General features: G+C 71.4%; 22 protein-coding genes and 1 tRNA gene. 15 read left to right on the forward strand and 8 right to left on the reverse strand.

Annotated features, from left to right (window positions below; genetic code table 11):
• The first annotated feature begins 77 nt into the window (after window positions 1-77).
• Entirely contained in the window at window positions 78-1,421 is a 1,344-nt protein-coding gene (gene sepX / locus ACWFR4_RS26480) for a divisome protein SepX/GlpR (RefSeq protein WP_453654868.1), read from the forward strand.
• Between the two features lie 86 nt (window positions 1,422-1,507).
• Window positions 1,508-1,581 (forward strand) — tRNA-Ala (locus tag ACWFR4_RS26485).
• A 95-nt stretch (window positions 1,582-1,676) separates the two neighbouring features.
• On the opposite strand, the gene ACWFR4_RS26490 is transcribed toward ACWFR4_RS26485, so the two are convergent.
• Window positions 1,677-2,174, reverse strand: coding sequence for a GNAT family N-acetyltransferase (locus ACWFR4_RS26490; RefSeq protein WP_453463830.1), 498 nt, complete (start codon window positions 2,172-2,174; stop codon window positions 1,677-1,679).
• Window positions 2,175-2,220: 46 nt separating this feature from the next.
• Between ACWFR4_RS26490 and ACWFR4_RS26495 the strand changes: the two genes are divergently transcribed.
• Window positions 2,221-3,042: an exodeoxyribonuclease III gene (locus ACWFR4_RS26495; protein WP_453463853.1), complete on the forward strand. Its 822-nt coding sequence runs from the start codon at window positions 2,221-2,223 to the stop codon at window positions 3,040-3,042.
• Window positions 3,043-3,256: 214 nt separating this feature from the next.
• Window positions 3,257-4,189 carry a DUF6528 family protein gene (locus tag ACWFR4_RS26500; protein WP_453463833.1) on the forward strand — a complete coding sequence of 311 codons (933 nt, stop codon included), beginning with the start codon at window positions 3,257-3,259 and terminating at the stop codon, window positions 4,187-4,189.
• Window positions 4,190-4,202: 13 nt separating this feature from the next.
• On the opposite strand, the gene ACWFR4_RS26505 is transcribed toward ACWFR4_RS26500, so the two are convergent.
• Window positions 4,203-4,829: a MerR family transcriptional regulator gene (locus ACWFR4_RS26505; protein ID WP_372565725.1), complete on the reverse strand. Its 627-nt coding sequence runs from the start codon at window positions 4,827-4,829 to the stop codon at window positions 4,203-4,205.
• A gap of 210 nt (window positions 4,830-5,039) precedes the next feature.
• On the opposite strand from ACWFR4_RS26505, the gene ACWFR4_RS26510 reads away from it, so the two are divergent.
• The 4 genes from ACWFR4_RS26510 (at window position 5,040) to ACWFR4_RS26525 (ending at window position 8,763) form a co-directional block, all read left to right on the forward strand.
• Entirely contained in the window at window positions 5,040-6,593 is a 1,554-nt protein-coding gene (locus ACWFR4_RS26510; RefSeq protein ID WP_453654870.1) for a flavin-containing monooxygenase, read from the forward strand.
• Entirely contained in the window at window positions 6,590-7,543 is a 954-nt protein-coding gene (locus ACWFR4_RS26515) for an alpha/beta fold hydrolase (RefSeq protein WP_453463839.1), read from the forward strand. Before ACWFR4_RS26510 ends, ACWFR4_RS26515 begins: the two co-directional genes overlap by 4 nt.
• Window positions 7,540-8,415, forward strand: a complete 876-nt coding sequence (locus tag ACWFR4_RS26520) for an SDR family oxidoreductase (protein ID WP_266563232.1) — start codon at window positions 7,540-7,542, stop codon at window positions 8,413-8,415. The genes ACWFR4_RS26515 and ACWFR4_RS26520 overlap by 4 nt, the downstream gene beginning before the upstream one ends.
• A 135-nt stretch (window positions 8,416-8,550) precedes the next feature.
• Window positions 8,551-8,763, forward strand: a complete 213-nt coding sequence (locus ACWFR4_RS26525; protein WP_453463841.1) for a hypothetical protein — start codon at window positions 8,551-8,553, stop codon at window positions 8,761-8,763.
• 121 nt (window positions 8,764-8,884) lie between these two features.
• On the opposite strand, the gene ACWFR4_RS26530 is transcribed toward ACWFR4_RS26525, so the two are convergent.
• Window positions 8,885-12,160, reverse strand: a complete 3,276-nt coding sequence (locus tag ACWFR4_RS26530; RefSeq protein WP_453654872.1) for a S41 family peptidase — start codon at window positions 12,158-12,160, stop codon at window positions 8,885-8,887.
• A gap of 176 nt (window positions 12,161-12,336) precedes the next feature.
• On the opposite strand from ACWFR4_RS26530, the gene ACWFR4_RS26535 reads away from it, so the two are divergent.
• Together ACWFR4_RS26535 and ACWFR4_RS26540 are read left to right on the forward strand one after the other, a co-directional pair.
• Window positions 12,337-12,927, forward strand: a complete 591-nt coding sequence (locus ACWFR4_RS26535; protein WP_453654874.1) for a TetR/AcrR family transcriptional regulator — start codon at window positions 12,337-12,339, stop codon at window positions 12,925-12,927.
• 105 nt (window positions 12,928-13,032) lie between these two features.
• On the forward strand, window positions 13,033-15,243 hold the full coding sequence (locus ACWFR4_RS26540) for an MMPL family transporter (protein WP_453654876.1): 2,211 nt from the start codon (window positions 13,033-13,035) through the stop codon (window positions 15,241-15,243).
• Window positions 15,244-15,279: 36 nt separating this feature from the next.
• Here ACWFR4_RS26540 and ACWFR4_RS26545 read toward each other — a convergent pair whose 3' ends face one another.
• Complete coding sequence (locus ACWFR4_RS26545; RefSeq protein WP_453459343.1) at window positions 15,280-15,609, reverse strand: SsgA family sporulation/cell division regulator; 330 nt, start codon at window positions 15,607-15,609, stop codon at window positions 15,280-15,282.
• A gap of 189 nt (window positions 15,610-15,798) precedes the next feature.
• On the opposite strand from ACWFR4_RS26545, the gene ACWFR4_RS26550 reads away from it, so the two are divergent.
• The 5 genes from ACWFR4_RS26550 to ACWFR4_RS26570 are packed head-to-tail and all read left to right on the forward strand — an operon-like array spanning window position 15,799 to window position 20,401.
• On the forward strand, window positions 15,799-16,851 hold the full coding sequence (locus tag ACWFR4_RS26550) for an energy-coupling factor ABC transporter permease (protein WP_453654878.1): 1,053 nt from the start codon (window positions 15,799-15,801) through the stop codon (window positions 16,849-16,851).
• 1 nt (window position 16,852) lies between these two features.
• Window positions 16,853-17,614, forward strand: a complete 762-nt coding sequence (gene cbiQ / locus ACWFR4_RS26555; RefSeq protein WP_405480524.1) for a cobalt ECF transporter T component CbiQ — start codon at window positions 16,853-16,855, stop codon at window positions 17,612-17,614.
• The gene (locus tag ACWFR4_RS26560; RefSeq protein ID WP_227295220.1) at window positions 17,602-18,378 is read left to right on the forward strand and encodes an energy-coupling factor ABC transporter ATP-binding protein; all 777 of its coding nucleotides are present in this window, start codon (window positions 17,602-17,604) and stop codon (window positions 18,376-18,378) included. Before cbiQ ends, ACWFR4_RS26560 begins: the two co-directional genes overlap by 13 nt.
• A 52-nt stretch (window positions 18,379-18,430) precedes the next feature.
• Window positions 18,431-19,588 carry a serine hydrolase domain-containing protein gene (locus ACWFR4_RS26565; protein WP_453654880.1) on the forward strand — a complete coding sequence of 386 codons (1,158 nt, stop codon included), beginning with the start codon at window positions 18,431-18,433 and terminating at the stop codon, window positions 19,586-19,588.
• Between the two features lie 39 nt (window positions 19,589-19,627).
• Window positions 19,628-20,401, forward strand: coding sequence for an SDR family NAD(P)-dependent oxidoreductase (locus tag ACWFR4_RS26570; RefSeq protein ID WP_453654882.1), 774 nt, complete (start codon window positions 19,628-19,630; stop codon window positions 20,399-20,401).
• A gap of 9 nt (window positions 20,402-20,410) precedes the next feature.
• Here ACWFR4_RS26570 and ACWFR4_RS26575 read toward each other — a convergent pair whose 3' ends face one another.
• The 4 genes from ACWFR4_RS26575 to ACWFR4_RS26590 all read right to left on the reverse strand — a co-directional run bounded on the left by ACWFR4_RS26575 (window position 20,411) and on the right by ACWFR4_RS26590 (window position 25,227).
• On the reverse strand, window positions 20,411-21,265 hold the full coding sequence (locus tag ACWFR4_RS26575; protein WP_355685647.1) for a DMT family transporter: 855 nt from the start codon (window positions 21,263-21,265) through the stop codon (window positions 20,411-20,413).
• Window positions 21,262-21,777 (reverse strand): YbaK/EbsC family protein, encoded by a 516-nt coding sequence (locus ACWFR4_RS26580; RefSeq protein ID WP_453654885.1) that lies wholly within the window; start codon window positions 21,775-21,777, stop codon window positions 21,262-21,264. The genes ACWFR4_RS26575 and ACWFR4_RS26580 overlap by 4 nt, the downstream gene beginning before the upstream one ends.
• 55 nt (window positions 21,778-21,832) lie before the next feature.
• Window positions 21,833-23,497, reverse strand: coding sequence for a penicillin-binding transpeptidase domain-containing protein (locus ACWFR4_RS26585; RefSeq protein WP_453654887.1), 1,665 nt, complete (start codon window positions 23,495-23,497; stop codon window positions 21,833-21,835).
• 92 nt (window positions 23,498-23,589) lie between these two features.
• The gene (locus ACWFR4_RS26590) at window positions 23,590-25,227 is read right to left on the reverse strand and encodes a penicillin-binding transpeptidase domain-containing protein (RefSeq protein WP_453654889.1); all 1,638 of its coding nucleotides are present in this window, start codon (window positions 25,225-25,227) and stop codon (window positions 23,590-23,592) included.

The raw sequence follows: 25,227 nt of genomic DNA on the forward strand, positions 1-25,227 counted from the left end.
GAAATATCAGCCAGATCGTGCGACACACCGGCTCAATTGGCGGATGCCCTCACGCAAACCCCTCTACCGTGTGAGGCGTGAGCAGCAGCGGCCTCATCTACGCAGTCATCGTCGGGGCCTGGGCCGCCTACTTGGTGCCGATGTGGCTCCGTAGGCAGGACGAGCTGAACGAGGCCCGTCCGACGGAACGCTTCAGCACCGCCATCCGGCTGCTGTCCGGACGGGCGGGCATGGAGCGCCGATACGCCAAGGACCTGCAGACGCGCTCGCCCGAAGGGGAGGAGCAGCGCAGCGACCCGTCCATGCCGGACGCGGCCACCGACTCGGTGGACGTCCGGGCCTTCGCCGCGCCTCCGGTCCGCGGGGAGCGCAGGAACGAGAACCGGGACGCCCGTCACGAGCGGCACCCCGGATCCGAACCCCGCCCCGAGTCCCGGCCCCGGCCCAGGACCTCGCCCGTCCGGCAGGCACCCGATCGCCAGGTCTCCGCCCGGATCCCCCACGACCAGCAGGCGCACGACCGGCCGAACCACGACCGGCCCGCCAATGACCCGCACACGAACGGCAGGTCGGCAACCGGACGCCCGGGCCCCGACCGCCAGCCGTCCGACCGGTCCGCGGCCGAGCGACAGGCCGCCTCGGCGGACGCCGCCGCCCGTGCCCGCCGCTCCAAGGTGCTCGCGCGCAGGCGCCGTACGACCGTCATGCTCTTCCTCGCCTTCACGGCCGGCGCGGTCGTCGCCGCCGTCGGCGGGCTCGCGTTCCTGTGGGCGCCCGCGGCGCCCGCCGTGCTGCTCAGCTCGTACATCTTCTATCTGCGGGCCCAGGAGCGGCGCCGCTTCGCGTACACGATGGACCGGCGCCAGGCCGAGGTCGCGGCGCAGCGGCTGCGCGAGCGGCAGCCCCGCAGGCGCCAGCCCGCCGCGGGCCGGGCCGCCGCGGAGGAGGCCGAAGAGGGGCCTGCGCCAGAGGTGGAGACCGACCCCGGTCTTGAGGCGCTCGCGGCCGACCGGCGCGCGCTCGTCGAGCAGACCGACCACGCCGAGTGGGTCGACCAGCAGCGCGAGCGGCAGCGCGGCCCCGGCCACGGCGACAGTTGGGACCCGGTCCCGGTGCCTCTGCCGACGTATGTGACCGCCCCGGTCGCCCCGCGCGCCACGGGCAGCGTCGACCTCGGCGCCCCCGACGCGTGGAGTTCGGCCCGCTCCAGCACGGCGGGCGCGGCGCAGCAGGAGCCGGACGGGCACACCGGCGAGGAGCCGGCGGCGGCGTCCGAGGAGTGCGACGGCGCGGACGAGATCGGGGACGAGCGCAGTGACGCCCGCCGGGCCGCCTCCGCGCGCCGCTCGCGCGAGCGCGGCCGCACCCCGCTCTTCGATCAGTACGACGACGGCGGCCGCCCCCGCGCGGCCAACGAGTGAGACCCGTCCGGGGCCACCCTGGCTGACCAGCCAGGAACGGATTTCCGAGCACCCCGATCGGGATGCTAGAGTTTCACTCGTTGCAAGGGCCTGTGGCGCAGTCTGGTAGCGCACCTCGTTCGCATCGAGGGGGTCTGGGGTTCAAATCCCCACAGGTCCACCGCAATTAAGAGCCCCACCGGATTCGTCCGGTGGGGCTCTTGCCTTGCCTGCTTGCTCCCTCCCCGTGGCGCCCTTTCCGCGATGTCGCGCGCGTCACAGCGCCTTGGCGAAGCAGCGGCTCAGTTCCTCGAAGCGGTAGTGGCCGAACTTGGTGCAGGGCGTGTAGCCGCTCGACGCGTAGAGAGCGATGGCCTCCGGCTGCTTGAGGCCCGTCTCCAGGACCATGCGGGAACGGCCGGCGGCGCGGGCGTCGTCCTCCAGGGCCGCGAGTATGCGCCGGGCCAGACCCAGCCCCCGGGCCTCGGGCGTGACGTACATCCTCTTCAGCTCGGCGTCGCCGTCCGAATATCCCTCGTCGTTCTGCTCCTGGGTGCGCCAGCCGCCGGTGGCGAGCGGGGTGCCCCCGTCGTCGTACGCGATCAGGTAGAGGCCGCGCGGGGCGTCGAACATCGTCGGTTCGAGCGGGGTGACGTCGCCGTCGTCGCCGTAGCGCTCGGCGTATTCGAGCTGGACGCGGTCGTTCAGCTTGATCGCGTCGGGGTGTCCGAAGGAGACGCGCTGGAGGGTGGGCGCCATGGGCTGAATAGTCATGCTGAGTATCGTATCTCTATGCTGGCGGATGCGGCTGTCCGTTCAAGTGTGCCGGTATGGTGCCCCGGTGCTGACTGTGACGAGTGTCAACGTGAACGGGCTGCGGGCCGCCGCCAAGAAGGGCTTCGTGGAGTGGCTGGCCGGGACCTCCGCGGACGTCCTGTGCCTCCAGGAGGTGCGGGCGGAGCCGCAGCAGCTGCCCGACGAGGTGCGCGAGCCCGAGGGGTGGCACGTCGTGCACGCCCCCGCCGGCGCGAAGGGGCGGGCCGGTGTGTCGCTCTACACACGTCGTGAGCCGGAGCGCGTACAGATCGGCTTCGGGTCCGAGGAGTTCGACGGGAGTGGGCGGTACGTGGAGGTGGACCTCCCCGGTGTCGTCGTCGCCAGCCTCTATCTGCCCTCCGGCGAGGTCGGGACCGAGCGTCAGGACGAGAAGATCCGCTTCATGGGTGAGTTCCTGGCCTATCTGAAGGGCCTGCGCGAGCGGGCCGCCGCCGAGGGCCGCGAGGTGCTCGTGTGCGGCGACTGGAACATCGCCCACCGCGAGGCCGACCTCAAGAACTGGAAGTCCAACAAGAAGAACTCCGGCTTCCTCCCCGAGGAGCGCGACTGGCTCGGACAGGTCCTCGACGAGGCCGACGGCGGCTACGTCGACGTGGTGCGCTCCCTGCACCCCGACGAGGAGGGTCCGTACTCGTGGTGGTCGTACCGGGGGCGGGCTTTCGATAATGATTCAGGGTGGAGGATCGACTACCACCTTTCGACGCCGGGGCTCGCCGCGCGTGCGGTCAAGGGGTTCGTCGAGCGGGCCGCCACGCATGACGAGCGATGGTCGGACCACGCGCCGGTGACCGTCGTCTACGAGTAGGTGGTCGGGGCGCGAGTGGGCCCGCGTCACAAAGTCCGGTAGAAGGCTGTCCCCGTCTCCGAGTGCCGTGGCAGATTTCGGCGTGTGTGTGGCGAGTGGTGCGAGTGGTCAACTGGCAATCATGCGGGGGGACTTCATGTCCGTGCTTCCTTCCAGGCGTCGTGTGCTGCTCGGGGCTGCCGGGGCCGGGGTTGCGGCTGTGGTGGCACCGGGGGTGGCTCGCGCGGTGACCTCGGGGGTGCCCGCGGTCATGGTCACCGAGCAGGCGAGCAAGCGGATCCTTGTGCTCGATCCGGGGCGGACAGTCTGGGATCCGGCGGTCGATCCGTCCTGTGTGCGGTGGCAGTTCTCGCCCGTCGGGGACCCGCGCTATCGGGATCTCGTGCCGGACGAGAGCTGGGTGTACCCCGCCGAGGCGAAGGTCCGGGTGCATCGCGGGCGGACGTATCTGCTGACCACGGCGTCCTTCGGGTTCGCGGCCGTCGTCTCGTATCCGTCGGGGCGGCGGTACTGGGGTGCGACGCTCGGGCCCGGCGACGATCTCTTCAACCCGCACAGCATCGAGATCCTGCCGGACGGGAACGTGGCCGTCGCGTGCAGTACGGGGGCGCTCGTCAGGCTCTACGCCGCGTCGTTCGGCCCGCACTCGCGGCGGTTCGCCGAGGTGACGCTGAAGGGCGCGCACGGGCTGCACTGGGACGCCCGGCGTGAGGTGCTGTGGGCGCTGGGCGATGACGAGTTGGTCGCGTACCGGGTGGGTGACAGTCGGGTGCGGCCCGCGCTGACGCGGCTGTCGTCGGTGGGGCTGCCGGTCGCCAAGCCGGGGAAGTCGCCCGGCGGGCACGACCTGTTCCCGGTGGCGGGGCGCCCGGGGCGGCTGTGGGTGACCACGAGCGCTTCCGTGTTCCAGTACGACATCGCGGGCGGGGTCTTCGTTCAGGACTTCGCCGGTGCGGCCGAGATCGTGCGGCCCGGGGTGAAGACGATCGGGGAGGATCCGCGGACCGGGCAGGTGCTCAGCACGGTGCCGGAGAGCGGCCTGGGTGAGACGTGGTGGACGACGAAGGTGGGCGTGCACCGGCCGCCGGGCTCGTACACCCTCGTCAACGGCGGGATCTACAAGGCGCGTTGGTGGTTGCCGAGGTAGGCGGAGAGGCTGCTCACTCTCCCGGTTTTTTGGCCAGGGCGCGGTCCAGGGCCAGGGACAGTTCCGCCTCGACCACGCTCTTGGCGAGCGGGCGCAGGCGCTGGAGGTCGTGTTCCGTGGCGTGCGAGAGGACCAGGTCGGTGAAGAGTTCGGCCAGGTCCTCCGCGTGGGCGCGGACGCGCTTGGCGGCCGAGAGGACGTCGGCGAGCGGGACGCCCTCGCGGACCAGGGCGGCCGACACGTCGAGCAGGCGCCGGCTGACATGGACGATCTCCTCGCCGTCGACGCCGACGTAGCCGAGGTCCATCGCGGCTTCGAGGTTTTCCGGGGTGACCTGGCCCGCGAAGTAGTCGGCCAGTTCCTCGGGGGTGAGGCGGACAGGGGTCTCCTCGGAGGGTTCGCCGAGGCCGAGGAGTTCGCCGACGTCGCGGCCGCGGTCGAAGGCCTCGGAGAGTTCGGCGATGCCGCTGAGGGTGTGGCCGCGTTCCAGGAGGGCGGCGATGGTGCGCAGCCGGGCCAGGTGGCTCTCGTCGTACCAGGCGATGCGGCCCTCGCGGCGCGGGGGCGGGATCAGCTTGCGTTCGCGGTAGAAGCGCAGGGTGCGCACGGTGATGCCAGCCTCCCGCGCGAGCTCCTCCATGCGGAACTCCCGGGTGCCGGTGTTCTTCGCCGCCTCTTTCGCCGCTTCTTCCGCGGATGCTTTCGCCGCTTCCTTCGCCACGTGAGAACCCTATGTTGTACCGCCGGTAACTTTCGTGGCCCCGACCCCTACCCATCAGTACGCACCTGCTCTACTCTCCCCATTGCGCCAGTGTTCACTGGCAGGGTCGTGCGGCAGGGAGGCGCCGGGATGACTGAGCACGAGCATGAGCACGTACGGGTGGCGGTGATCGGGTCCGGGTTCGGCGGGCTCGGGGCCGCGGTCCGGCTGCGGCGCGAAGGCGTCACCGACTTCGTGATCCTGGAGCGGGCGGGCGCCGTCGGCGGCACGTGGCGCGACAACAGCTACCCGGGGTGCGCGTGCGACGTGCCCTCCCACCTGTACTCCTTCTCCTTCGCGCCCAACCCCGACTGGCCGCGCACCTTCTCCGGCCAGGAGCACATCTGGGACTACCTGGAGGGCGTCGCCGACACCTTCCGGCTGCGCCCGCACATCCGCTTCGACCACGAGGTGAAGCAGGCGCGCTGGGACACCGAGAAGCTGTGGTGGGAGGTCGAGACCTCGCAGGGGACGCTCACCGCCGACGTCGTCATCTCCGCGACCGGCCCGCTGTCCGACCCGAAGATGCCGGACATCAAGGGCCTCGATGCCTTCCCCGGCAAGGTCTTCCACTCGGCGCGCTGGGATCACGACTACGACCTGCGTGGCAAGCGCGTCGCCGTGATCGGCACCGGCGCCTCAGCCATCCAGATCGTGCCGGCCATCCAGCGGGACGTGGCGCAGCTGACGCTGTTCCAGCGCACCCCGCCATGGGTCATGCCGCGCGCCGACCGCGCGATCACCGGCGCCGAGCGCTGGCTGCACCGCCGGCTGCCGTTCACCACGCAGGCCCGCCGCGGCCTGCTGTGGGGCATCCGCGAGCTCCAGGTGCAGGCGTTCACGAAGCGGCCCAACGAACTGGGCCTGGTCGAGCAGCTCGCCAAGCGCAACATCCACCGGTCGATCAAGGACCCGGCCCTGCGCGCCAAGCTCACCCCGAACTACCGCATCGGCTGCAAGCGCATCCTGCTGTCCAACGCCTACTACCCGGCGCTCGCGCAGCCGAATGTCGACGTCGTGGCCTCCGGGCTCAGCGAGATCCGCGGCTCCACGCTGGTCGCCGCCGACGGGAGCGAGGTCGAGGTCGACGCGATCGTCTTCAGCACCGGCTTCCACGTCACGGACATGCCGATCGCCGAGCGGGTCGTGGGCGCCGAGGGGCACACGCTCATGGAGTCCTGGAAGGACGGCATGAAGGCGCTGCGCGGCGCGACGGCGGCCGGGTTCCCGAACTTCATGACCGTCATCGGGCCGAACACCGGCCTCGGCAACTCCTCGATGATCCTGATGATCGAGTCCCAGCTGAACTATCTGGCCGACTACGTACGCCAGTTGGACGTGCTCGGCGGCCGTGTCGCCCTCGACCCGCGCGCCTCCGCGGTGAATGCGTGGAACCGCCGCGTGCAGGACCGGATGGAGCGCACCGTGTGGAGCTCCGGCGGCTGCAGCAGCTGGTACCTCGACGGGAGCGGCGTGAACACCACGCTGTGGCCGGGCACGACGACCGAGTTCCGGTCCGCCACGCGCCGGGTCGACCTCGGCGAGTACGAGGTGGTCAGGGCGCCGGCGGCCAAGCCGGCCGCGGCATCCGCAGCACGTACGAAGAAGGGCCGGGGCGGCAAGGTGGAGGCGGGAGCGGCATGAGCCGGTTGATGCATGTGGTGAGCGGACCCTACGCGCCGCCCGCGGCCGCGCGTGAGCTGACGGCGGTCTCCGCCGACGGCGCCCGGCTGCACGTCGAGGTGCACGGAACCGTCGACAATGCCGCGGCGCCCACCGTGGTGCTCGCCCACGGGTGGACGTGCTCGACCGCGTTCTGGGCCGCGCAGATACGTTCCCTTGCCGCTGACCACCGGGTCGTCGCGTACGACCAGCGCGGCCACGGTCGCAGCCCCGCGGCGCAGGCCCCGTACTCGACCCAGATGCTCGCCGACGACCTGGAGGCCGTGCTCGGCGCGACGCTCGCCCCGGGTGAGAAGGCCGTGCTCGTCGGGCACTCCATGGGCGGCATGACGATGATGGCCGCGTCGCGGCGGCCGAAGTTCCGTGAGCACGCGGCCGCGGTACTGCTGTGCAGCACGGGCAGTTCGCACCTGGTGGCCGAGTCGACGGTGCTGCCGCTGCGGCCCGGGCGGCTGCGGACCCGGATCACGACGGCAGTGCTCGGCGCGCGGGCCCCGCTCGGGCCGGTCACGCCGCTCGGCAAGAAGGTCCTGCGCTACGCGACCATGGGCGCGGGGTCGTCGCCGGACAAGGTCGAGGCCTGCGCGCGGATCGTGCACGCCTGCCCGACCAAGGTGCGCCACCACTGGTCGCACGTCCTCGCCGAGCTCGAACTCGACGAAGGTGTGGCCGAGTTGCGGGTGCCCACGGCGATCATCGCGGGTACGGCCGACCGGCTCACGCCCGTCGTGCACGCGCGGCGCCTGGCTGCGACGCTGCCGGAGTGCGTGGGGCTCACCGAGCTCGCCGGGCTCGGGCACATGACGCCCGTCGAAGCGCCCGACCTGGTCACCGAGCGCATCCGCGAACTGGCCGGGTACGTCACGAACGACGAGACGAACGACGAGTTGAAGGGAGCGGCATCCGCATGAGCAGGGTCAGTCTCGAAGGGCAGGTAGCGGTCGTCACGGGTGCCGCGCGCGGCGTGGGGGAGCTGCTCGCGCGCAAGCTGGCGGCGCGCGGCGCCAGGATCGCGCTGGTCGGTCTGGAGCCGGACGAGCTGAAGGCGGTGTCGGAACGTCTCGACACCGACAGCGACTTCTGGCACGCCGACGTCACCGACCATGTGGCGATGGCGCAGGTCGCCGCGGAGGTCAAGCAGCGCTTCGGCAAGGTCGACATCGTCGTCGCGAACGCGGGTGTCGCCAACGGCGGCCCGTTCCTCGACTCCGACCCGGTCGCCTGGCGCCGCGTCATCGAGGTCAACCTGATCGGATCCGCGGTCACGGCGCGGGCGTTCCTGCCGGTGCTGATGGAGAGCCGCGGGTATCTGCTCCAGATCGCGTCGCTCGCCGCGATCACGCCGGCGCCCATGATGACCGCGTACTGCGCGTCGAAGTCGGGCGTCGAGGCGTACGCGCACAGCCTGCGCGCCGAGGTCGGCTACAAGGGCGTACGCGTCGGCGTCGGGTACCTGTCGTGGACCGACACCGACATGGTGCGCGGCGCCGACCAGGACGACGTGATGCGCGAGCTGCGGCAGCGGCTGCCGTGGCCGTCGAACAAGACGTATCCGCTGGGCCCGGCCGTGGACCGGATCGTCGCGGGCATCGAGCGGCGCTCCAGCCATGTGTACGCGCAGTGGTGGCTGCGGGGCATGCAGGGCATCCGCGGTTATCTGCCCGGGGTCATCGGGGCGGTCGGGCAGCGTGAGATGCGGCGGTTCGAGCCGCGCCTGGGCAGTGTCTCGACGGGGCTGGTCGGGGCGGGCGGCGCCGCCGACGAATCGGTAAGGGGCGGCTGACGGTTCCTCAGCTGCCCTGACCTGCGGTTTTGAGGGTCGAGCACGGTCCGTTACTGATCGAAATGCGTGCTCTGTCCTGGCGTGTAACTCTGGTCGAGGCCCGACCCCCTCACCCAAAAACGGGAGTGAAATCGCATGGGCATGAAGGACCAGTTCCAGGACAAGGCTGAGCAGCTCGCCGACCAGGCCAAGAAGCGTTCCGGTCAAGGCCGGGACCGCCGGGACGAGGCGAGCGAGCGCTCTTCGCAGACTCAGGACACCATCCGTGAGCGTGGCTCGCAGTCCGAGGACTCCGAGAGGCGGCGGCAGGAAGCGCAGGACAGGTTCGACCAGGACTACGACGCCTGACGCTTCGCTTCGCTGAGCCAGTCGTACGAGGGCCACCCGGGACGCCGGGTGGCCCTCGTTCCTGTGCGGGTCGGTCGTGCGAGCCACCTGGGGCGCCGGGTGGCCTTCGTTCTTGTGCGGGTCAGCGTGGCGGGAGCTCGGGGCGGGCGTGGTTCGGGGTGTTCGTGTAGTCCGGGGGAGTCTTGGCCGGGGAGGCCACCAGGAGGTCCAGGGCCAGATAGACCGCGTCGTCGAGTTGGGCGTGGCGGCCCTCCGCCCAGTCCAGGGGGGTGCGCAGGGCCTCGATGTCCGGTTCGACGCCCTTGTTCTCGACCGACCAGCCGTACTCGGGGAACCAGGCCGCGTTCATCGGGACCGTGATGACCGTGCCGTCGCCGAGTTTGTGGCGGCCCGTCATGCCGACGACGCCGCCCCAGGTGCGCTGGCCCACGACGGGACCGAGCCCGAGGAGCTTGAACGCCGCAGTGATCATGTCGCCGTCGGACGAGGTCGCCTCGTCGGCCAGGGCGACGACCGGACCGCGCGGGGCGTTCGACGCGTACGAGACGGGCTGGGCGTTGCGCGTCAGGTCCCAGCCGAGGATCTTGCGGGTGAGCTTCTCGATGACCAGCTCGCTGATGTGGCCGCCCGCGTTGCCGCGTACGTCGACGATCAGGGCGGGCCGGGAGACCTCCATGCGCACGTCGCGGTTGAACTGCGCCCAGCCGGAGCCGCCCATGTCGGGGATGTGCAGGTAGCCGCACTTGCCGCCGCTCAGCTCCCGTACGACCGCGCGGCGCTTGGCGACCCAGTCCTGGTAGCGCAGCGGGCGCTCGTCGATGAGGGGGACGACCGCGACGCGGCGGGGGCTGCCCTCGCCCTCCGCGGGCCGGAACGTCAGCTCGACCGTCGTGCCGCCCGAGCCCGCGAGCAGCGGGTAGGGGCCGGCGACCGGGTCGACCGGGCGCCCGTCGACATGCGTGAGGACGGCGCCCTCGCGGATGCCGCTGCCGGCCAGCGGGGAGCGCGCCTTGGAGTCGGACGAGTCGCCGGGCAGGACGCGGACGAGCTGCCAGCCCTCGTCGCGGTGCACGAAGTTGGCGCCGAGGAGGCCCTGGGCGCGCTGGTAGTGGGGCGGGCCCTCGTTGCGGCGGGCGGCGGAGACATAGGCGTGCGACGTGCAGAGTTCGCCGAGCACCTCGCGCAGCAGGTCGGCGAACTCGTCGGGGGACGCGACCCGTTCGACGAGTGGCCGGTACTGGGCGAGGATCGCGTCCCAGTCGATGTGGCACATCTTCGGGTCCCAGTAGTAGGCGCGGATGATGCGCCCGGCCTCCTCGTACGCGCCGCGCCACTCGGCGGCCGGGTCCACCTCGTGCAGGATGCGGCGCAGGTCGATCCAGACCGTGGAGTCGCTGTCGCCGGCCTCCGTGGAGGGGACGGCCTGCAGCTCGCCCTCGTCGACGACGACCAGGCGCGTCCCGTCGCCGCTGACCGCGAACCAGTCGAGGTGGGTGACCAGTTCGGTCTTCTTGCCCTTGGTGAGGTTGAAGTGCTCCAGGGTGGGGCGGCCCGAGGTGTCGGCCGGGTTGACGAAGGTCTCGCCGAGCGCGCCGGAGATCGGCCAGCGCAGCCACACGAGGCCGCCGCCCGAGACGGGATGGAGCGCCGAGTACTTGGACGCCGAGACGGGGAACGGCACGACACGGTCCGCCAGGCCCTCGATCTCCACGCTCGGAGTCCCGTCGGCCCCCGAGTCCTCGGTCGGGTCGAGCCCACCGGCGGCCGTGCGCCCGTGGGGCGACAGGGCGAACGGGGAGGGCGTCGCGGACGACAGCGGCACCAGGTACGGGCGGCAGCCGAGCGGGAAGGACAGGTCGCCGGTGTGCACGTCGTACACCGGGTCGAAGCCGCGCCAGGAGAGGAAGGCGAGATAGCGGCCGTCGCGCGTGAAGACCGGATTCTCGTCCTCGAAGCGGCCGTTGGTGACGTCGATGATCGTCCGGTCCTTGATCCGGGCCATCTTGATCTGCCGCAGGGAGCGCCCGATGCCCGGGTGGGACCAGGTGAGCCAGGCGCCGTCCGGCGAGAACGCCAGGTCGCCCACGGGTCCGTTGATCGACCGGATCAGCTCGGTGACCTCGCCGCCGGTCTGTTCTGCTCCTGCTTCTTCCTCTGCTTCCTCCTCGGTCGTGTCGATGAGGAGGAGGCGGCCGTCGTCCGACGCGATGGCGAGGCGCTCGCCGTCCGGGTCGCTGACCATTTCGAGGACCCGCCCGAGCTCCCCGGACGCGAGACGGCGCGGCTCGCGCTCACCGCTCGCGCGCGGGAGGTACGAGATCTCGACCGTGTCCTCGCCCTCCGCGTCGGTGACGTACGCGACCTGCCCGCCGGAGCCGAGCATCTCGGGCTGCCTGACCCGCACGCCCGGGTTGTCGGCGATGGTCCGGGCGGGGCCGTCGCGGTGGGTGAGCCAGTACAGGCTGCCGCGTACGACGACGGCGCTGGCCCGGCCCGTCTCGTCGACGGAGAGCCCGTCGACGTGGAGGGCGGCCGGCACCTGGTAGGGGCGGCGCCCGACGCGCGGGCCGCCGAGGCGCACGTCCAGCTTGCGCGGCACGGAGCCGGCGGAGAGATCGTCGATGATCCAGAGGTCGCTGGCGCACTGGTAGACGATCCGGGTTCCGTCGCTGGAGGCGTTACGGGCGTAGAACGCGTCGTGGTCGGAGTGGCGGCGCAGGTCGGAGCCGTCGGGCAGGCAGGAGTACACATTGCCGATGCCCTGGTGGTCGGAGAGGAACGCGATGCGTCCCGCCACGAACATCGGTGCCTCCAGATGCCCGTCCAGGTCGGCGACGAGCTGCTCGCCGTGCAGCCACAGGCGGCCCTGGGCGCCGCCCCGGTACCGCTTCCAGGCGGCCGGATCGTGCGGGGCGGTGCCGGTCAGGAGCAGGGTCCTGCGCTCGCCGTCGAACTCGGCGACCGCGATGTCGGAGACCGGGCCCCAGGGCAGCCTGCCGCCGGGGGAGCCGTCGGTGGGGACGTCGTAGGCCCAGGTGAAGTACGAGAAGGGCTGGCCGTGCGAGGCCACCGCGAGGATGTCGGTCCGCCCGTCCTTGTCGGGCGGTGTCCAGCCGCGGACCCGGGTGTCCGTACTGCCCCAGTAGGTGAGCCGCCGGGCGGGGCCGCCGTCCACCGGCGCGAGATGGATCTCAGGGTCCAGGCTGCGCCAGGTCGTGTACGCGATGTGGCGGCCGTCGGGCGAGAACCTTGGGCTGCTCACCTTGGTCCGGTCGACCGTGACCCGCCAGGCCCGGCCCGGCCGGTCGAGCGGGGCGACCCAGAGGTCGTCCTCGGTCTCGAAGCAGAGCCGGTCCTCGTGCAGATGGGGAAACCGCAGGTACGCGTTGTCGCTCACCTACCCATGCTTTTCCGCTCCACGGGCCCCGGCAACTCGTGGGTTGCCCCGTTCTTGCCCGTGGCTTGTGGCGCAGGACACGTACGAAACGGTTTCGTTTCGTTAAGGGCGGTCGTACAGTACTTGTGTACGAAACGGTTTCGTACACACCGTCCGGACCGGAACAGGAGTGCCCCATGGCTGAAGCCGCGACGACGCGCCGCAGCCGGATCACGCCCGAGCGCGAGGCCGAGCTGTACGGCGCCGTGCTCGAACTGCTCCGCGAGGTCGGTTACGACGCGCTGACCATGGACGCCGTGGCCGCCCGCACCCGATCAAGCAAGGCCACGCTCTACCGCCAGTGGGGTAGCAAGGCCGAGCTGGTCGTGAAAGCGCTGCGGCACCAGAAGCCGTCGCGCCTGAGCGAGATCGACACCGGGTCGCTGCGGGGCGACTTCCACGAACTGGTCCTCCGTGAGGACGACTGCGAGATGGCCCAGGGGTCCGCGCTGATGCGGGGCCTGGCCATGGCGGTCCACGAGAACCCGGATCTCCTGCGTGCCTTCCGCGAGCTGCTGATCGAGCCCGAGATGGAGGAGCTCCGGCATGTGCTGGGGCGCGCCGTCGACCGGGGCGAGATCCGTGCGGACAACCCGGCACTCGACTACGTCCTCCACATGATCGTCGGCGCCTTCACGGCCCGGACCCTCATCGACGAACAGCCGCCCACCCAGGCCTTCGTCGCCTCGTACATCGACGCCGTGGTCCTCCCCGCTCTCGGCGCCTGATCCCTCTCCACCCAAGACCCGTCCCACCCGAGCACCTGACGCGACCGCTCACGTCGTCGGGCTGATCACCCCTGCCCCCATACGACTGACCGGGAGTACGCCCTCGTGGCCACGTTCCTCTACAAACTCGGCAAGCTCGCCTTCCGCCGACGGCACTTCGTCGCCCTGATCTGGGTGGCGCTGCTCACCCTCGCGGGGGTGGGCGCCGCCTCCGCGCCCACGGCGGCCTCCAGTTCCTTCTCCATCCCGGGGACGGAGGCCCAGAAGGCCTTCGACCTGCTCGACCAGCGCTTCCCGGGCTCCAGTGCCGACGGCGCCACCGCGCGCGTCGTCTTCCAGGCGCCCGACGGCGAGAAGATCACGTCCGCGGCCAACAAGGCCGAGGTCACCAAGACCGTCGCGGAGCTCGGGTCCGGTTCGAAGGAGGTCGCCGCGGCGGCCGACCCGTTCGTCGCGAAGACCGTCAGCAAGGACGGCACGATCGCGTACTCCTCGGTCTCCTACAAGGTCTCCTCGATGGAGCTGACGGACGCCGACCGGGACGCGCTCCAGAAGACCGTCGACGAGGCGCGCGACTCCGGGCTGACCGTCGAGGTCGGCGGTGACGCGCTCCAGGCCATGCCGGAGACCGGGGCCACCGAGATCATCGGTGTGGCGATCGCCGCCGTCGTCCTCGTGATCACGTTCGGCTCGCTCGTCGCGGCCGGGCTTCCGCTGCTGACCGCGCTCATCGGCGTAGGCATCGGCGTCTCGTCGATCACCGCGCTGGCCAACGCGCTCGACCTGGGCACCACCACCTCGACGCTGGCCATGATGATCGGCCTCGCGGTCGGCATCGACTACGCGCTGTTCATCGTCTCCCGCTTCCGCGCCGAGCTGGCCGAAGGCCGCGACCGCGAGGAGGCGGCCGGACGGGCCGTCGGCACCGCGGGGTCAGCCGTGGTCTTCGCCGGTCTGACCGTCGTCATCGCACTCGTCGGGCTCGCCGTCGTCAACATCCCGATGCTGACGAAGATGGGCATCGCGGCCGCGGGCACGGTCGCCATCGCCGTCCTCATCGCGCTCACCCTCATCCCGGCGCTGCTCGGCTACGCCGGCAAGAGGGTCCACGGCCGCAAGGCCCGTAAGGTCCTGGCCGCGGAGAAGAAGCCCGAGCCGAAGACGAACATGGGCACGCGCTGGGCGCGCTTCGTGATGCGCCGGCCGGTGGCCGTGCTGCTCACCGCGGTGGTCGGTCTCGGCGTGATGGCCGTGCCGGTGTCCTCGCTGGAGCTGGGTCTGCCCGACGACGGGGTCCAGCCCACGGACACCACGCAGCGCAAGGCGTACGACCTGCTCTCAGAGGGCTTCGGGCCCGGCTTCAACGGTCCGCTGGTGGCGGTCGTCGACGTGAAGCACTCGCAGGACCCGAAGGACGCGGTCGCCCGCGTCTCCAAGGACATCGCGGCGACCGACGGCGTCAAGACGGTCACCCCGCCCGCGTTCAACCAGGCCGGTGACACGGCGACGATCACCGTCGTGCCGTCGTCCAAGCCCAGCTCCACGCAGACCGAGGACGTCGTCCACACGATCCGCGACAAGGGTGCGGACATCAAGGCGGACACCCGTGCCGAGGTCCTCGTCACCGGCGCCACCGCCATGAACATCGACGTGTCGCAGAAGCTGAACGACGCGCTCGTGCCGTACCTGGCGCTCGTCGTCGGCCTGGCGTTCCTGCTCCTGATGGTGGTCTTCCGGTCGGTCCTGGTCCCGCTGAAGGCGGCGCTCGGCTTCCTGCTCTCGGTGGTCGCCGCGCTCGGCGCCGTCGTCGCGGTCTACCAGTGGGGCTGGCTCGGCTCGCTGTTCGGCGTGGAGCAGACCGGGCCGATCATGTCGATGATGCCGATCTTCATGGTGGGTGTGGTCTTCGGCCTCGCGATGGACTACGAGGTCTTCCTCGTGACCCGCATGCGGGAGGCGTACATCCACGGGGAGCGGCCCGCGCAGGCCATCGTCACGGGCTTCCGGCACGGGGCCCGGGTGGTCACGGCCGCGGCCGTCATCATGATCGCCGTCTTCGCGGGCTTCATCGGCTCCAGCGAGCAGATGGTCAAGATGATCGGCTTCGGACTCGCGATCGCGGTCTTCTTCGACGCGTTCCTGGTGCGCATGACGATCGTGCCGGCCGTGCTCGCGCTGCTCGGCAAGCGGGCGTGGTGGCTGCCGAAGTGGCTCGACCGGATCCTGCCGAACGTGGACGTCGAGGGCGAGGGCCTGAAGACGGCCTCCGGCGGCGGCGACCCCGCGGAGGAGGACAGGGAACTGGCCCGCGTGTGACCGGGGCCCATCCCTGACCGGGAGTTCGAACGGCTCTCAGTGAGCCACCGGGGTGGCGGTCGTGTACGTCCGGCGAAGGAAGCGCACCAGCGCCTTCTTCTCGAACTGCACGACCGCCACCCCTTTCGGCGAGTGGAACTCCATGACGGCCTGGACGCGGCCGCAGGGCCAGATGTGGATGTCGCCCACGGTCGTCGGGGCGCGCAGCCCCTGTTCCAGGAGCTCGCGGGGGAAGTCCCAGTCGCCCTCTTCGGGGACGGTGAGGTGGACGCGTCCGTCGTAGCGGAGGACCGCTGGGACGGCCGGCGCCTCGTCGGGAGAGTCCGTGACGAGGCGGGCGCGTGCGTACTGCTCGACGTCAGACATCGGGGACTCCTCGTCTATCTCGTGCGTTCTGTCATCTAATGTCCCATATAAGTCATATAGGGGCTATGTACCCGGGAGTTGCTTCGGGATTAATTGTGCCTACGGCGCTCTTGCAAGTGGTTCGCAACAAGGCACTATCATCGGACGGTCACCAAGCCTGTCGCGTGCCCCGAAGCGGAGCCCTCACTCATGCATGTCCCCGACGGATTCATCAACGCCCCTGTCTCGGCGGCCGCGGGTGTCGTCGCCGCGGGCGCCGTGGCCGTCAGCCTCCGGGGCGCACGGCGTGAACTCGACGAGCGCACGGCCCCCCTCGCGGGCCTCGTCGCCGCGTTCATCTTCGCCGTGCAGATGCTGAACTTCCCCGTCGCGGCAGGCACCAGCGGCCACCTCCTCGGCGGCGCGCTGGCCGCGATACTCGTCGGCCCCTATACCGGCGTCCTGTGTGTGTCCGTGGTGCTCCTGATGCAGGGGGTGCTCTTCGCCGACGGCGGCCTGACCGCGCTCGGCGTGAACGTCACCGACATGGCGATCACCACGACCGTCGTCGCCTACCTCGTCTTCCGCGGCCTGGTGAAGGTGCTGCCCCGGGGGCGCCGCTCCATCACCGTCGCCTCCTTCATCGCGGCGCTCCTGTCCGTACCGGCCGCGGCCGTCGTCTTCACCCTGATCTACGCGATCGGCGGCACCACCGACGTCTCGATCGGCAAGGTCGCCACCGCCATGGTCGGCGTGCACGTCCTCATCGGCATGGGCGAGGCCGTCATCACCGCGCTGACCGTCGGCGCCGTCGTCGCCGTCCGTCCCGACCTCGTGTACGGCGCCCGGGGACTGCACCGGCCGCTCAAGCTCCGCGTGGCCGGCGAACTCGTCGACGCCCCGGACACCGCGCCCGCGCCGGTCGCCGCCCGCGGCTCCCACCGCAAGGTCTGGATCACCGGCCTCGTCACCTCCCTCGTCCTCGCCGGCTTCGTCTCCTTCTACGCCTCCGCCAACCCGGACGGCCTGGAGAAGGTGGCCCACGACAAGGGCATCGACAAGAAGACCGAGAAGCACGCCTCCGACGGCTCCCCGCTCGCCGGGTACGGCGTCAAGGACGTCGGCGACGCCCGGCTCTCCGGCGGCCTGGCCGGGGTGATCGGCGTCGGCGTCACCGTCGTCGCGGGCAGCGGCATCTTCTGGGTGCTGCGCAGGCGCCGCACCGCGGACACCTCCCCGAGCCAGATCACGGAGACCGTCTGACATGGGTGCGGGGCACGCGCACAAGCTCTACCGGCACGGGCACTCGCCCGTGCACGGCCTGCCGCCGCACACCAAGCTCGCCGCCGTCTTCTGCTTCGTGATCGTGGTCGTCTCCACGCCCCGCGAGGCGATGTGGGCGTTCGCCCTGTACGCGGTCCTGCTCGCGGCCGTCGCGTACGCGGCCAGGGTCCCGGCCGGCTTCCTCCTGAAGCGGCTCCTCATCGAGATCCCCTTCGTCGCCTTCGCCGTCCTCATGCCGTTCGTGGCGCAGGGCGAGCGCGTCGACGTCCTCGGGATGTCCCTCAGCGTCAACGGTCTGTGGGGCGCCTGGAACGTCCTCGCCAAGGGCACCCTCGGCGTCGCCGCGTCCGTCCTGCTCGCCTCCACGACCGAGCTGCGCGAGCTGCTCCTCGGCCTGCAGCGGCTCAAGCTGCCGCCGCTCCTCGTCCAGATCGCGTCGTTCATGATCCGCTACGGCGATGTGATCACCGACGAGATGCGCCGTATGAAGATCGCCCGGGAGTCGCGCGGCTTCGAGGCGAGCGGCGTGAAGCACTGGGGCGTCCTCGCCAAGTCCGCGGGCGCCCTCTTCATCCGCTCCTACGAGCGCGGTGAGCGCGTGCATCTGGCCATGGTCAGCCGCGGGTACGCCGGATCGATGCCCGTCATCGACGACGTGAGCGCGTCCCGCGCGCAGTGGTCGTACGCCCTCACCCTCCCCTGTGCCGCTCTTGTCGTCTGTCTGCTGGGATGGATGCTGTGACTGTTTCCCCCGCCCCGCTCTCCCCCGCCTCGCTCGAGGTCGGTGGCCTCGCCTACGCCTACCCCGACGGGCACCAGGCCCTCTTCGGCGTCGACCTGACCATCGGCCGCGGTGAGCGCGTCGCCCTGCTCGGGCCCAACGGCGCGGGCAAGACGACCCTCGTGCTGCATCTCAACGGCATCCTCACCGGCGGCGCCGGCACCGTGACCGTCGCCGGTCTGCCCGTCGGGAAGCGGCACATGGCCGAGATCCGGCGCAAGGTCGGCATCGTCTTCCAGGACCCCGACGACCAGCTCTTCATGCCGACCGTCCGCGAGGACGTGGCCTTCGGTCCCGCCGCGGCCGGGGTGAAGGGGCCCGAACTCGAGGCCCGCGTGCACAAGGCCCTGGCCCAGGTCGGCATGGCCGACTTCGCCGACCGGCCGCCGCACCACCTCTCCTTCGGGCAGCGCCGCCGCGTCGCGGTCGCCACCGTCCTCGTCATGGAGCCCGAGATCCTCGTCCTGGACGAGCCGTCGTCGAACCTCGACCCGGCCTCGCGCCGCGAACTCGCCGACATCCTGCGGTCGCTGGACGTCACCGTCCTGATGGTCACGCACGACCTGCCGTACGCGCTCGAACTCTGCCCGCGCTCGGTGATCCTCAGCGAGGGCGTGATCGCGGCCGACGGGACGACCGGCGACCTCCTCGCCGACGAGGACCTCATGCGCGCACACCGCCTGGAACTCCCCTTCGGCTTCGACCCGAAGTCCGTGAAGGTCTGAGCGGCCGAGGAATCCTCAGCGATCCATGGCTGTTGCACCCAACGTGAGTGACATGAACGGCACAGTGGCCACCGGGTTCGAAGCGGTCAGGGAAGCTTTCGCCCACAACTTCGACGCGCTCGGCGAGCGCGGCGCGGGCGTGGTCGTCCACCGCGACGGGCACAAGGTCGTCGACCTGTGGGCCGGCACCCGCGACGTGAGCGGCGGCGCCCCCTGGGGGCGCGGCACCGCCCAGATCATGCGCTCCGCCACGAAGGGCGTGGCCGCCGCCGCGCTCCTCCTCCTGCACCAGCGAGGAGAGCTCGACCTGGACGCGCCGGTCAGCGCCTACTGGCCCGAGTTCAAGGAGCACGGCAAGGAGAACGTCCTCGTCCGTGACGTCCTCGCGCACCGCGCCGGCGTGCCCGCGCTCGACCGCCCGCTGAGCCCGGCCGAGGCCGCCGACCCCGACACCGGCGCCGCGGCCGTCGCCGCCCAGGCCCCCGCCTGGGAACCCGGCACCGACCACGGCTACCACGCACAGACCTACAGCTGGCTCACGGGCGAGCTGGTGCGCCGCGTCACCGGCCGCACCGTCGGCGCCTGGATCGCCGAGCACATAGCCGCCCCCGTCGGCGCCGACCTCTGGGTCGGGCTGCCCGATGCCGAGGCGCACCGGGCCGGTCTCGTCGGCCCCGTCGAACCGCCGGCCGCGCCCGGCGGCCTGCGCACCCGCCCCAAGAGGAACGTCGCCGACGCGTACACCGACCCCGACTCCCTGACCCGCCGCGCCTTCGGCGCCATCCACCCCGCGCCCGACGAGAACAACCCGGCCTACCGCGCGGCAGAACTGCCCGCCTCGAACGGCGTCGCCACGGCGGAGGGACTCTCCCGCTTCTACGCGTCCCTGATCGGCGAAGTCGACGGCGGCGCCCGCCTGTTCACGCCCGACACCGTGGAGGCCGCTCGCGCCGAGGCGTCCTCGGGCGCCGACCGGGTCCTCGTCGTCCCGACCCGCTTCGGACTCGGCTACATGCTCCACGGCGTCGCCTCCCCTCTCCTCGGCCCGGGCTCCTTCGGCCACCCCGGGCGGGGCGGCGTGCTCGGCTTCGCGGACCCCGAGTCCGGGATCGCGTTCGGGTACGTCACGAACGGCATGCAGAAGGGCGTCACCGCCGACCCGCGCGCCCAGGCGCTGGTGCGGGCCGTGCGCTCTTCTCTCGCCCGCTAGCTCTGTGCCGCCCGGGCACGCGCCGGGTAGCGTCGGCGCATGAGGCGCTTCGAGGGGTACGGGGTCATGGTCACGGGCGCGGCACGCGGCATCGGCGCCGCCACCGCGCGCAGGTTCGCAGCCGAGGGGGCGCGGGTCGCCGTCACCGATGTGGATCCGCAGGCGGCGGAGAAAACGGTCACCGGGATCCGCGAACAGGGAGGCTCGGCAAGGGCGTTCACCTGTGACGTAGGGTCGCGCGAGTCGGTGGAGGCGGCGGTCGCGGCCGCCGTGGAGGAGTTCGGCCGCCTCGACGTGCTCGTCAACAACGCCTACGCGTGCGCCCCGGACGCCGCCCTCTTCGAGGACGAGCCCGACGAGGTGTGGGCCCGCGACCTCGACATCACGCTCACCGGCGCGTACCGCTGCTGCCGTGCCGCGCTGCCGCACCTGGTCGCGTCGGGGCGCGGAGCGATCGTGAGCGTCGGATCCGTCAACGGCCTTCAGGACTACGGCAATCACGCGTACAGCGCGGCGAAGGCGGGACTCGGTTCGCTGACCCGCACCCTCGCCGGGCACGCGGGCCCGCGCGGCGTCCGCGTCAACCTCGTCGCGCCGGGCACGGTGCGCACCCCCGCCTGGTCGGGCCGGGGCGCCGCCCTGGACGCCGTCAGCGGCCTCTACCCGCTGGGGCGGGTCGGTGAGCCGGAGGACATCGCGGCGGCCGTGACGTTCCTCGCCTCGTCGGACGCGGCGTGGATCACCGGGGTCACACTCCCGGTCGACGGCGGCCTGACCTCGGCGAACCTGGGATTCCGCACGCAGCTCCAGTAGCGGCCCCGCTCAGCCGGCGGTGTGCAGCATCAGCCCGATCCCCGCCACCATCAGCCCCGCCGCCACCATCCGCGGCGTACCGAACCGTTCCTTGAAGAACACCGTCCCGATCGCCGCGCCCACGATGATCGACGATTCGCGCAGCGCCGAGATCGGGGCGAGGTCCGCGCGGGTCTGCGCCCACAGGACGAGCCCGTACGCGGACACGGACAGCGCCGCGCCGAGCAGCCCGACCGCCGCGAACGGCCTCAGGCGGGCGGTCAGTTCGCCGCGCCACGTCCAGGCCGCGTACACCGGGACGCCGAGGCAGCCGAGCATCATCAGCCACGCGATGTAGCCGAGCGAGTTCCCGGAGGCCCGCACACCGAGGCCGTCGACCACGGTGTACGCGGCGATGGACACGCCCGTCGCGACGGCCGCCCCCACGGCCGCCCAGTCGGGCCTGCGCCCCGAGCCCCGGATGCCCCACAGGGCGAGCCCGGTCAGGCCCGCGCACGAGACCGCGACGCCCGCCGCCTGCCAACCGTCGGGGATCTCGCCCGCGAACACCGCCGCGAGCACCGTCACCACCAGCGGCGCCGTGCCGCGCGCGATCGGGTACGCCTGGCCGAAGTCGCCGAGCTTGAACGACCGCATGAGCAAGGCGTAGTAGGCGACGTGGAGGAGCGCGGAGAGGATCAGATACGGCCAGGCCGCGGCGTGCGGGAACGGTACGAAGGGCGCGCACACGAGCCCGATCAGCGCGCCGCCGCCCGAGATCAGCGTGAAGCCGACCAGCTTGTCGGTGATGTGGTGGGCGATCGCGTTCCAGCTGGCGTGCGTGACGGCCGCGAGGAGCACGGCCGCCGCGACCACGGGGGTCACCGATCACTCTCGCGCACGTCCACGAGGGCCGCTCCGGCGTGTGCGATCAGCGACTTGGGGTCCATGGGGAACACGGCGTACGGGGTGCCGGCGGCGGCCCACACGGTGTCGTGGTCGAGGAGCGAACGGTCGGCGAGTACCCGTGTCCTGGTGGCGTGCCCGAAGGGCGGGATGCCGCCGATCGCGTACCCGGTCGTCGCGCGCACGACGTCCGCCTTGGCGCGGGTGACCTTCTCGGCGCCCAGCTCGCGCCTGACCAGCTCCACGTCCACCCGCGACGCACCGTCCATCAGCACAAGCACCGGCACGCCGTCCGCGGCGAAGATCAGCGACTTGCAGATCTGGCTGAGTTCGCAGTCGATCGCGGCCGCCGCCTCCTGCGCGGTCCTGGTCGCTTCCGGGAAGCGGCGGACGAGCGGGAGTACGTCGGCCAGGCCCAGCTCGGCGAGGGCTTCGGCGAAACGGGGGTGCGCGGCGGTGGCGGCGGATGCGGCGGGTTTCGGGGTGCTCATGGCCGCACCGTAGCGCTCGGTGTACCCGCCACGCGACCAGGTATCGATCCCGCCGTCAGTCCCCCGCGAGCAGCATCTGCCGCACCACGGGACCCGCCGAGTCACCGCCGTGGCCGCCCTGCTGGACGACTGCCGCCGAGGCCAGGTCGCCGCGCCAGGCCGTGAACCAGCCGTTCGGCTTCTTCTGCCCGTCGACCTCCGCCGAGCCGGTCTTCGCGCCCATGTCGGTGCCGAGCCCCGACATCGGCTCGACGGCAGTACCGGCGACCGCCGTGTAGTGCAGCAGGTCGCGCAGGGCGCTCACGGTCGACGGGGACAGCTTGCGGGAGGCCGTGGCGAGCGTGCGGTGGTCGACGTCGGGCGAGACGAGGTAGGGCTGCTTGAACTCGCCGGTCTCGGCGGTGGCGACGACCGACGCCATGTTGAGCGGATTCATCCGCACCCCGCCCTGCCCGATCAGCGAGGCCGCCATCTGCGCCTGCGACTGCACCGGGACCGCGCCGTCGAAGCTGGGCACGCCGATCGACCAGTTGTCGCGGCCGAGCCCGAAGACCTCCTGGGCCTGCTTCGTCAGATCGCCGTCGTCCAGCTTCTTGGCCTGGCTGATGAAGGCCGTGTTGCAGGAGCGCGCGAAGCTGGCCCGGAAGGTGCCGTCCTTGATCTCGAACTTGTCGTCGTTCTGGAACTTCCAGCCGCCGTACGTCACGTACTTGGGGCACGGGTGCTTCTTGTCGACGCCCGCGAGGTTCTTCTCCAGGAGCATGGACGACGTCACGATCTTCATCGTGGAACCGGGCGCGAGGGAGCCCTGGAAGGCCGTGTTGAAGCCCTCGGGGCGGGAGTTGGCGACCGCGAGGATCTCCCCGGTGGACGGCTTGATGGTGACGACCGCGGCCTTCTCGCGCTTGGCGACCTCGCGTTCGGCGACGGCCTGCGACGTCGGGCTGATCGTCGTACGCAGGGTGCCGGGCGTGCCCTTGGAGAGGGTGACGAGCGTCTTGTCGGGCGTGTGCTCGCTCTCCTTGCCGCTGTCCTTGTGGACGACGCGCAGTTCGATGCCCGCCGTGCCGCCGGCCTTCTTGCCGTACTTCTCGCGCAGCCCGTCGATGACGGTGCCGAGCGAGGGGTACTTGGCCGCGGTCAGTTCGTTCCCTGAGCGGTCCGTAGCCTTGATCGGCGGGTCGCCGGCCGCGCCCGTGACGAGCCGGTCACCGTCCTTGAGGTCCGGGTGCACGACGGACGCCTGCCACCCGACGAGGGGCTTGCCGTCCTTCACCCGCCGCACGACGGTCAGTTCGGAGCCGTAGGCGAACGGCTTCGACTTTCCCCCGTACGAGACCGTCGCCGACACCGCGAACGGCATCTTGGCCCCGGCACGCTTCCCGGGCGTCAGCTTCACCCCGGACAGATGGGCGTCTTTGCGGTACGAGGTGAGGGCGGCCGTCGCCGTGGTGGCGTCGTCCGTGGCGGCGGCCGCCTTCGCGGTGTCGCCCGCGGCCCACGCGGTCAGGAACCGGTCGGCCGCGGTGCGGACCTCGGCCGGGGTGACGGGGCCCGTCTTGACGTGGGGCTTGTCGTCAGTGGCGGCCGATGAGTCCGAGTCGCCACTGTAGAGGGCGTAGGCGCTGACCCCGGCGCCGAGCACCACGACGGCGACCACGCCGCCGATCACGGCCGTGTTCGCCTTCTTGCGCTCGGGTTGCCTGCCTCTGCTGCCCACCGGTCCTCCGTCGTTGCCTGTCTGCCCGGTCCACTGGGTTCCTCGCGGACGGCTCAGACTAAGGCGTCCCGATAGGTGCCCCCGACGGCGGCTCAGCTACCCGCCCGTAGCACCGCCGCCACGATCGGGCCCGCGGCGTCGCCGCCGTGGCCGCCCTCCTCGGTGACCGCGGCCGCCGCGACGTCCCCGCGGTAGGCGGTGAACCAGCTGTTCGACTTGGTCTGGCCGGTGACCTCGGCCGAGCCGGTCTTGGCGCCGATGTAGGGGCCGAGACCCGCCATGACCTGCGCGGCGGTGCCGACCGTCGCGGTGCGGTTCATCATCTGTCGCAGCTGGGCGGCGGTGTTCGGGGGCAGGCCGCGGGCGGTGGCGAGCTGCCGGTCGTCGAGGGAGCGCGGCACGATCACCGGCTGCCGGAAGACGCCCGTCTTCGCGGTCGCCGTGACGGACGCCATATTCAGCGGGTTCATCTGGATCTGGCCCTGCCCGATGGCGTTGGCCGCGCGGTCGGGGCCGCCGGACGGCGGGATCTTGCCGTCCGCCGACGCGATGCCGGTCTTCCAGTTGTCCTGGCCGAGACCGAAGCGGTCCTGCGCCTCGCGCGTCAACGACTCGTCCGTCAGCGGCTTCTCGTCGATGAGCTTCACGAACGCGGTGTTGCAGGACCGGGCGAAGCTGTCCGCGAGGTTGGCGCCCTCGTTGGCCTTCATGCCCGGAAGGTTGTGGAAGGTCTGGCTCTGCCAGGTCGCGGTGTCCGGGCAGGGCGCGGGGCTGTTGACCGAGGCGACACCGTTGTCGATGAGCATCGCCGTGGTGATGACCTTCATCGTGGAGCCGGGGGCCTGCTCGCCCTGGAAGGCGGCGTTGAAGCCGTCCTGGCGGTGGTTGGCGACCGCGAGGACCTGGCCCGTGCTCGGCTGCACGGCCACCACGGACGACTCGTCGAAGCTCTTCACGGCTCGCTCGGCCGCCGCCTGCGCGGTGGCGCTGAGCGTCGTGTGCAGCTCGCCGGCCTTGCCCTTCACCAGCGTGAGCAGCGTCTTGGTGCCGGCGTCCTCGCTCTCGCGCTGGATGTACGTCTCCACGCCCGCGCGGCCGCCGGCCGTGTCGCCGTACTTCTCGCGCAGCTGGTCCAGGATCGGCCCGAGCGAGGGGTACTTCTCCTTCGTCAGGACGTTGCCCGAGCGGTCCACGGCATCGATGGGCGGCGTCGAGGCCTCGCCCGTGACGAGGGTGTCGCCCCTGCGCATGTCCGGATGCACGACGGCCGCCTGCCAGTCGACCAGCGCCCGGCCGGTGTTGAGGCCCCGCACGACGGTGAGCGAGGAGTCGTAGGCGAGGGTCTTCTTCTTCCCCTCGTACGACACCGTGGCCTTCACCTTGAACGGCACCTCGGCCCCCGAAGGAGCCCCCGCCGTCAGCGTGGTGTGCGTGATGTGCGCGTCGTCGTGCCAGCCGTTCAGCGCCGAGAGCGCCGCCTCCGCGTTGTTCGTGGACGTCGACGCGGAGTCCGGGTCGGACTTCGCCCACGCCGTGAGGAACTTCTGCGACACGTCCTTGATCTCGTCCGCCGTCGGCGGCCCGGTCCTGCGCGGCGAGGGTGCCCCCGCCGTACTCGATCCGCCCGAACCGGTCACGGCCGTCACCACGTTGTACGCGCCGTATCCCGCGCCCCCGACCATGATGGCGAACACTCCGCCGATCACAGCCGCCTTGGCCCCCTTGCACAT

This window comes from Streptomyces sp. NPDC055140, assembly GCF_053607285.1.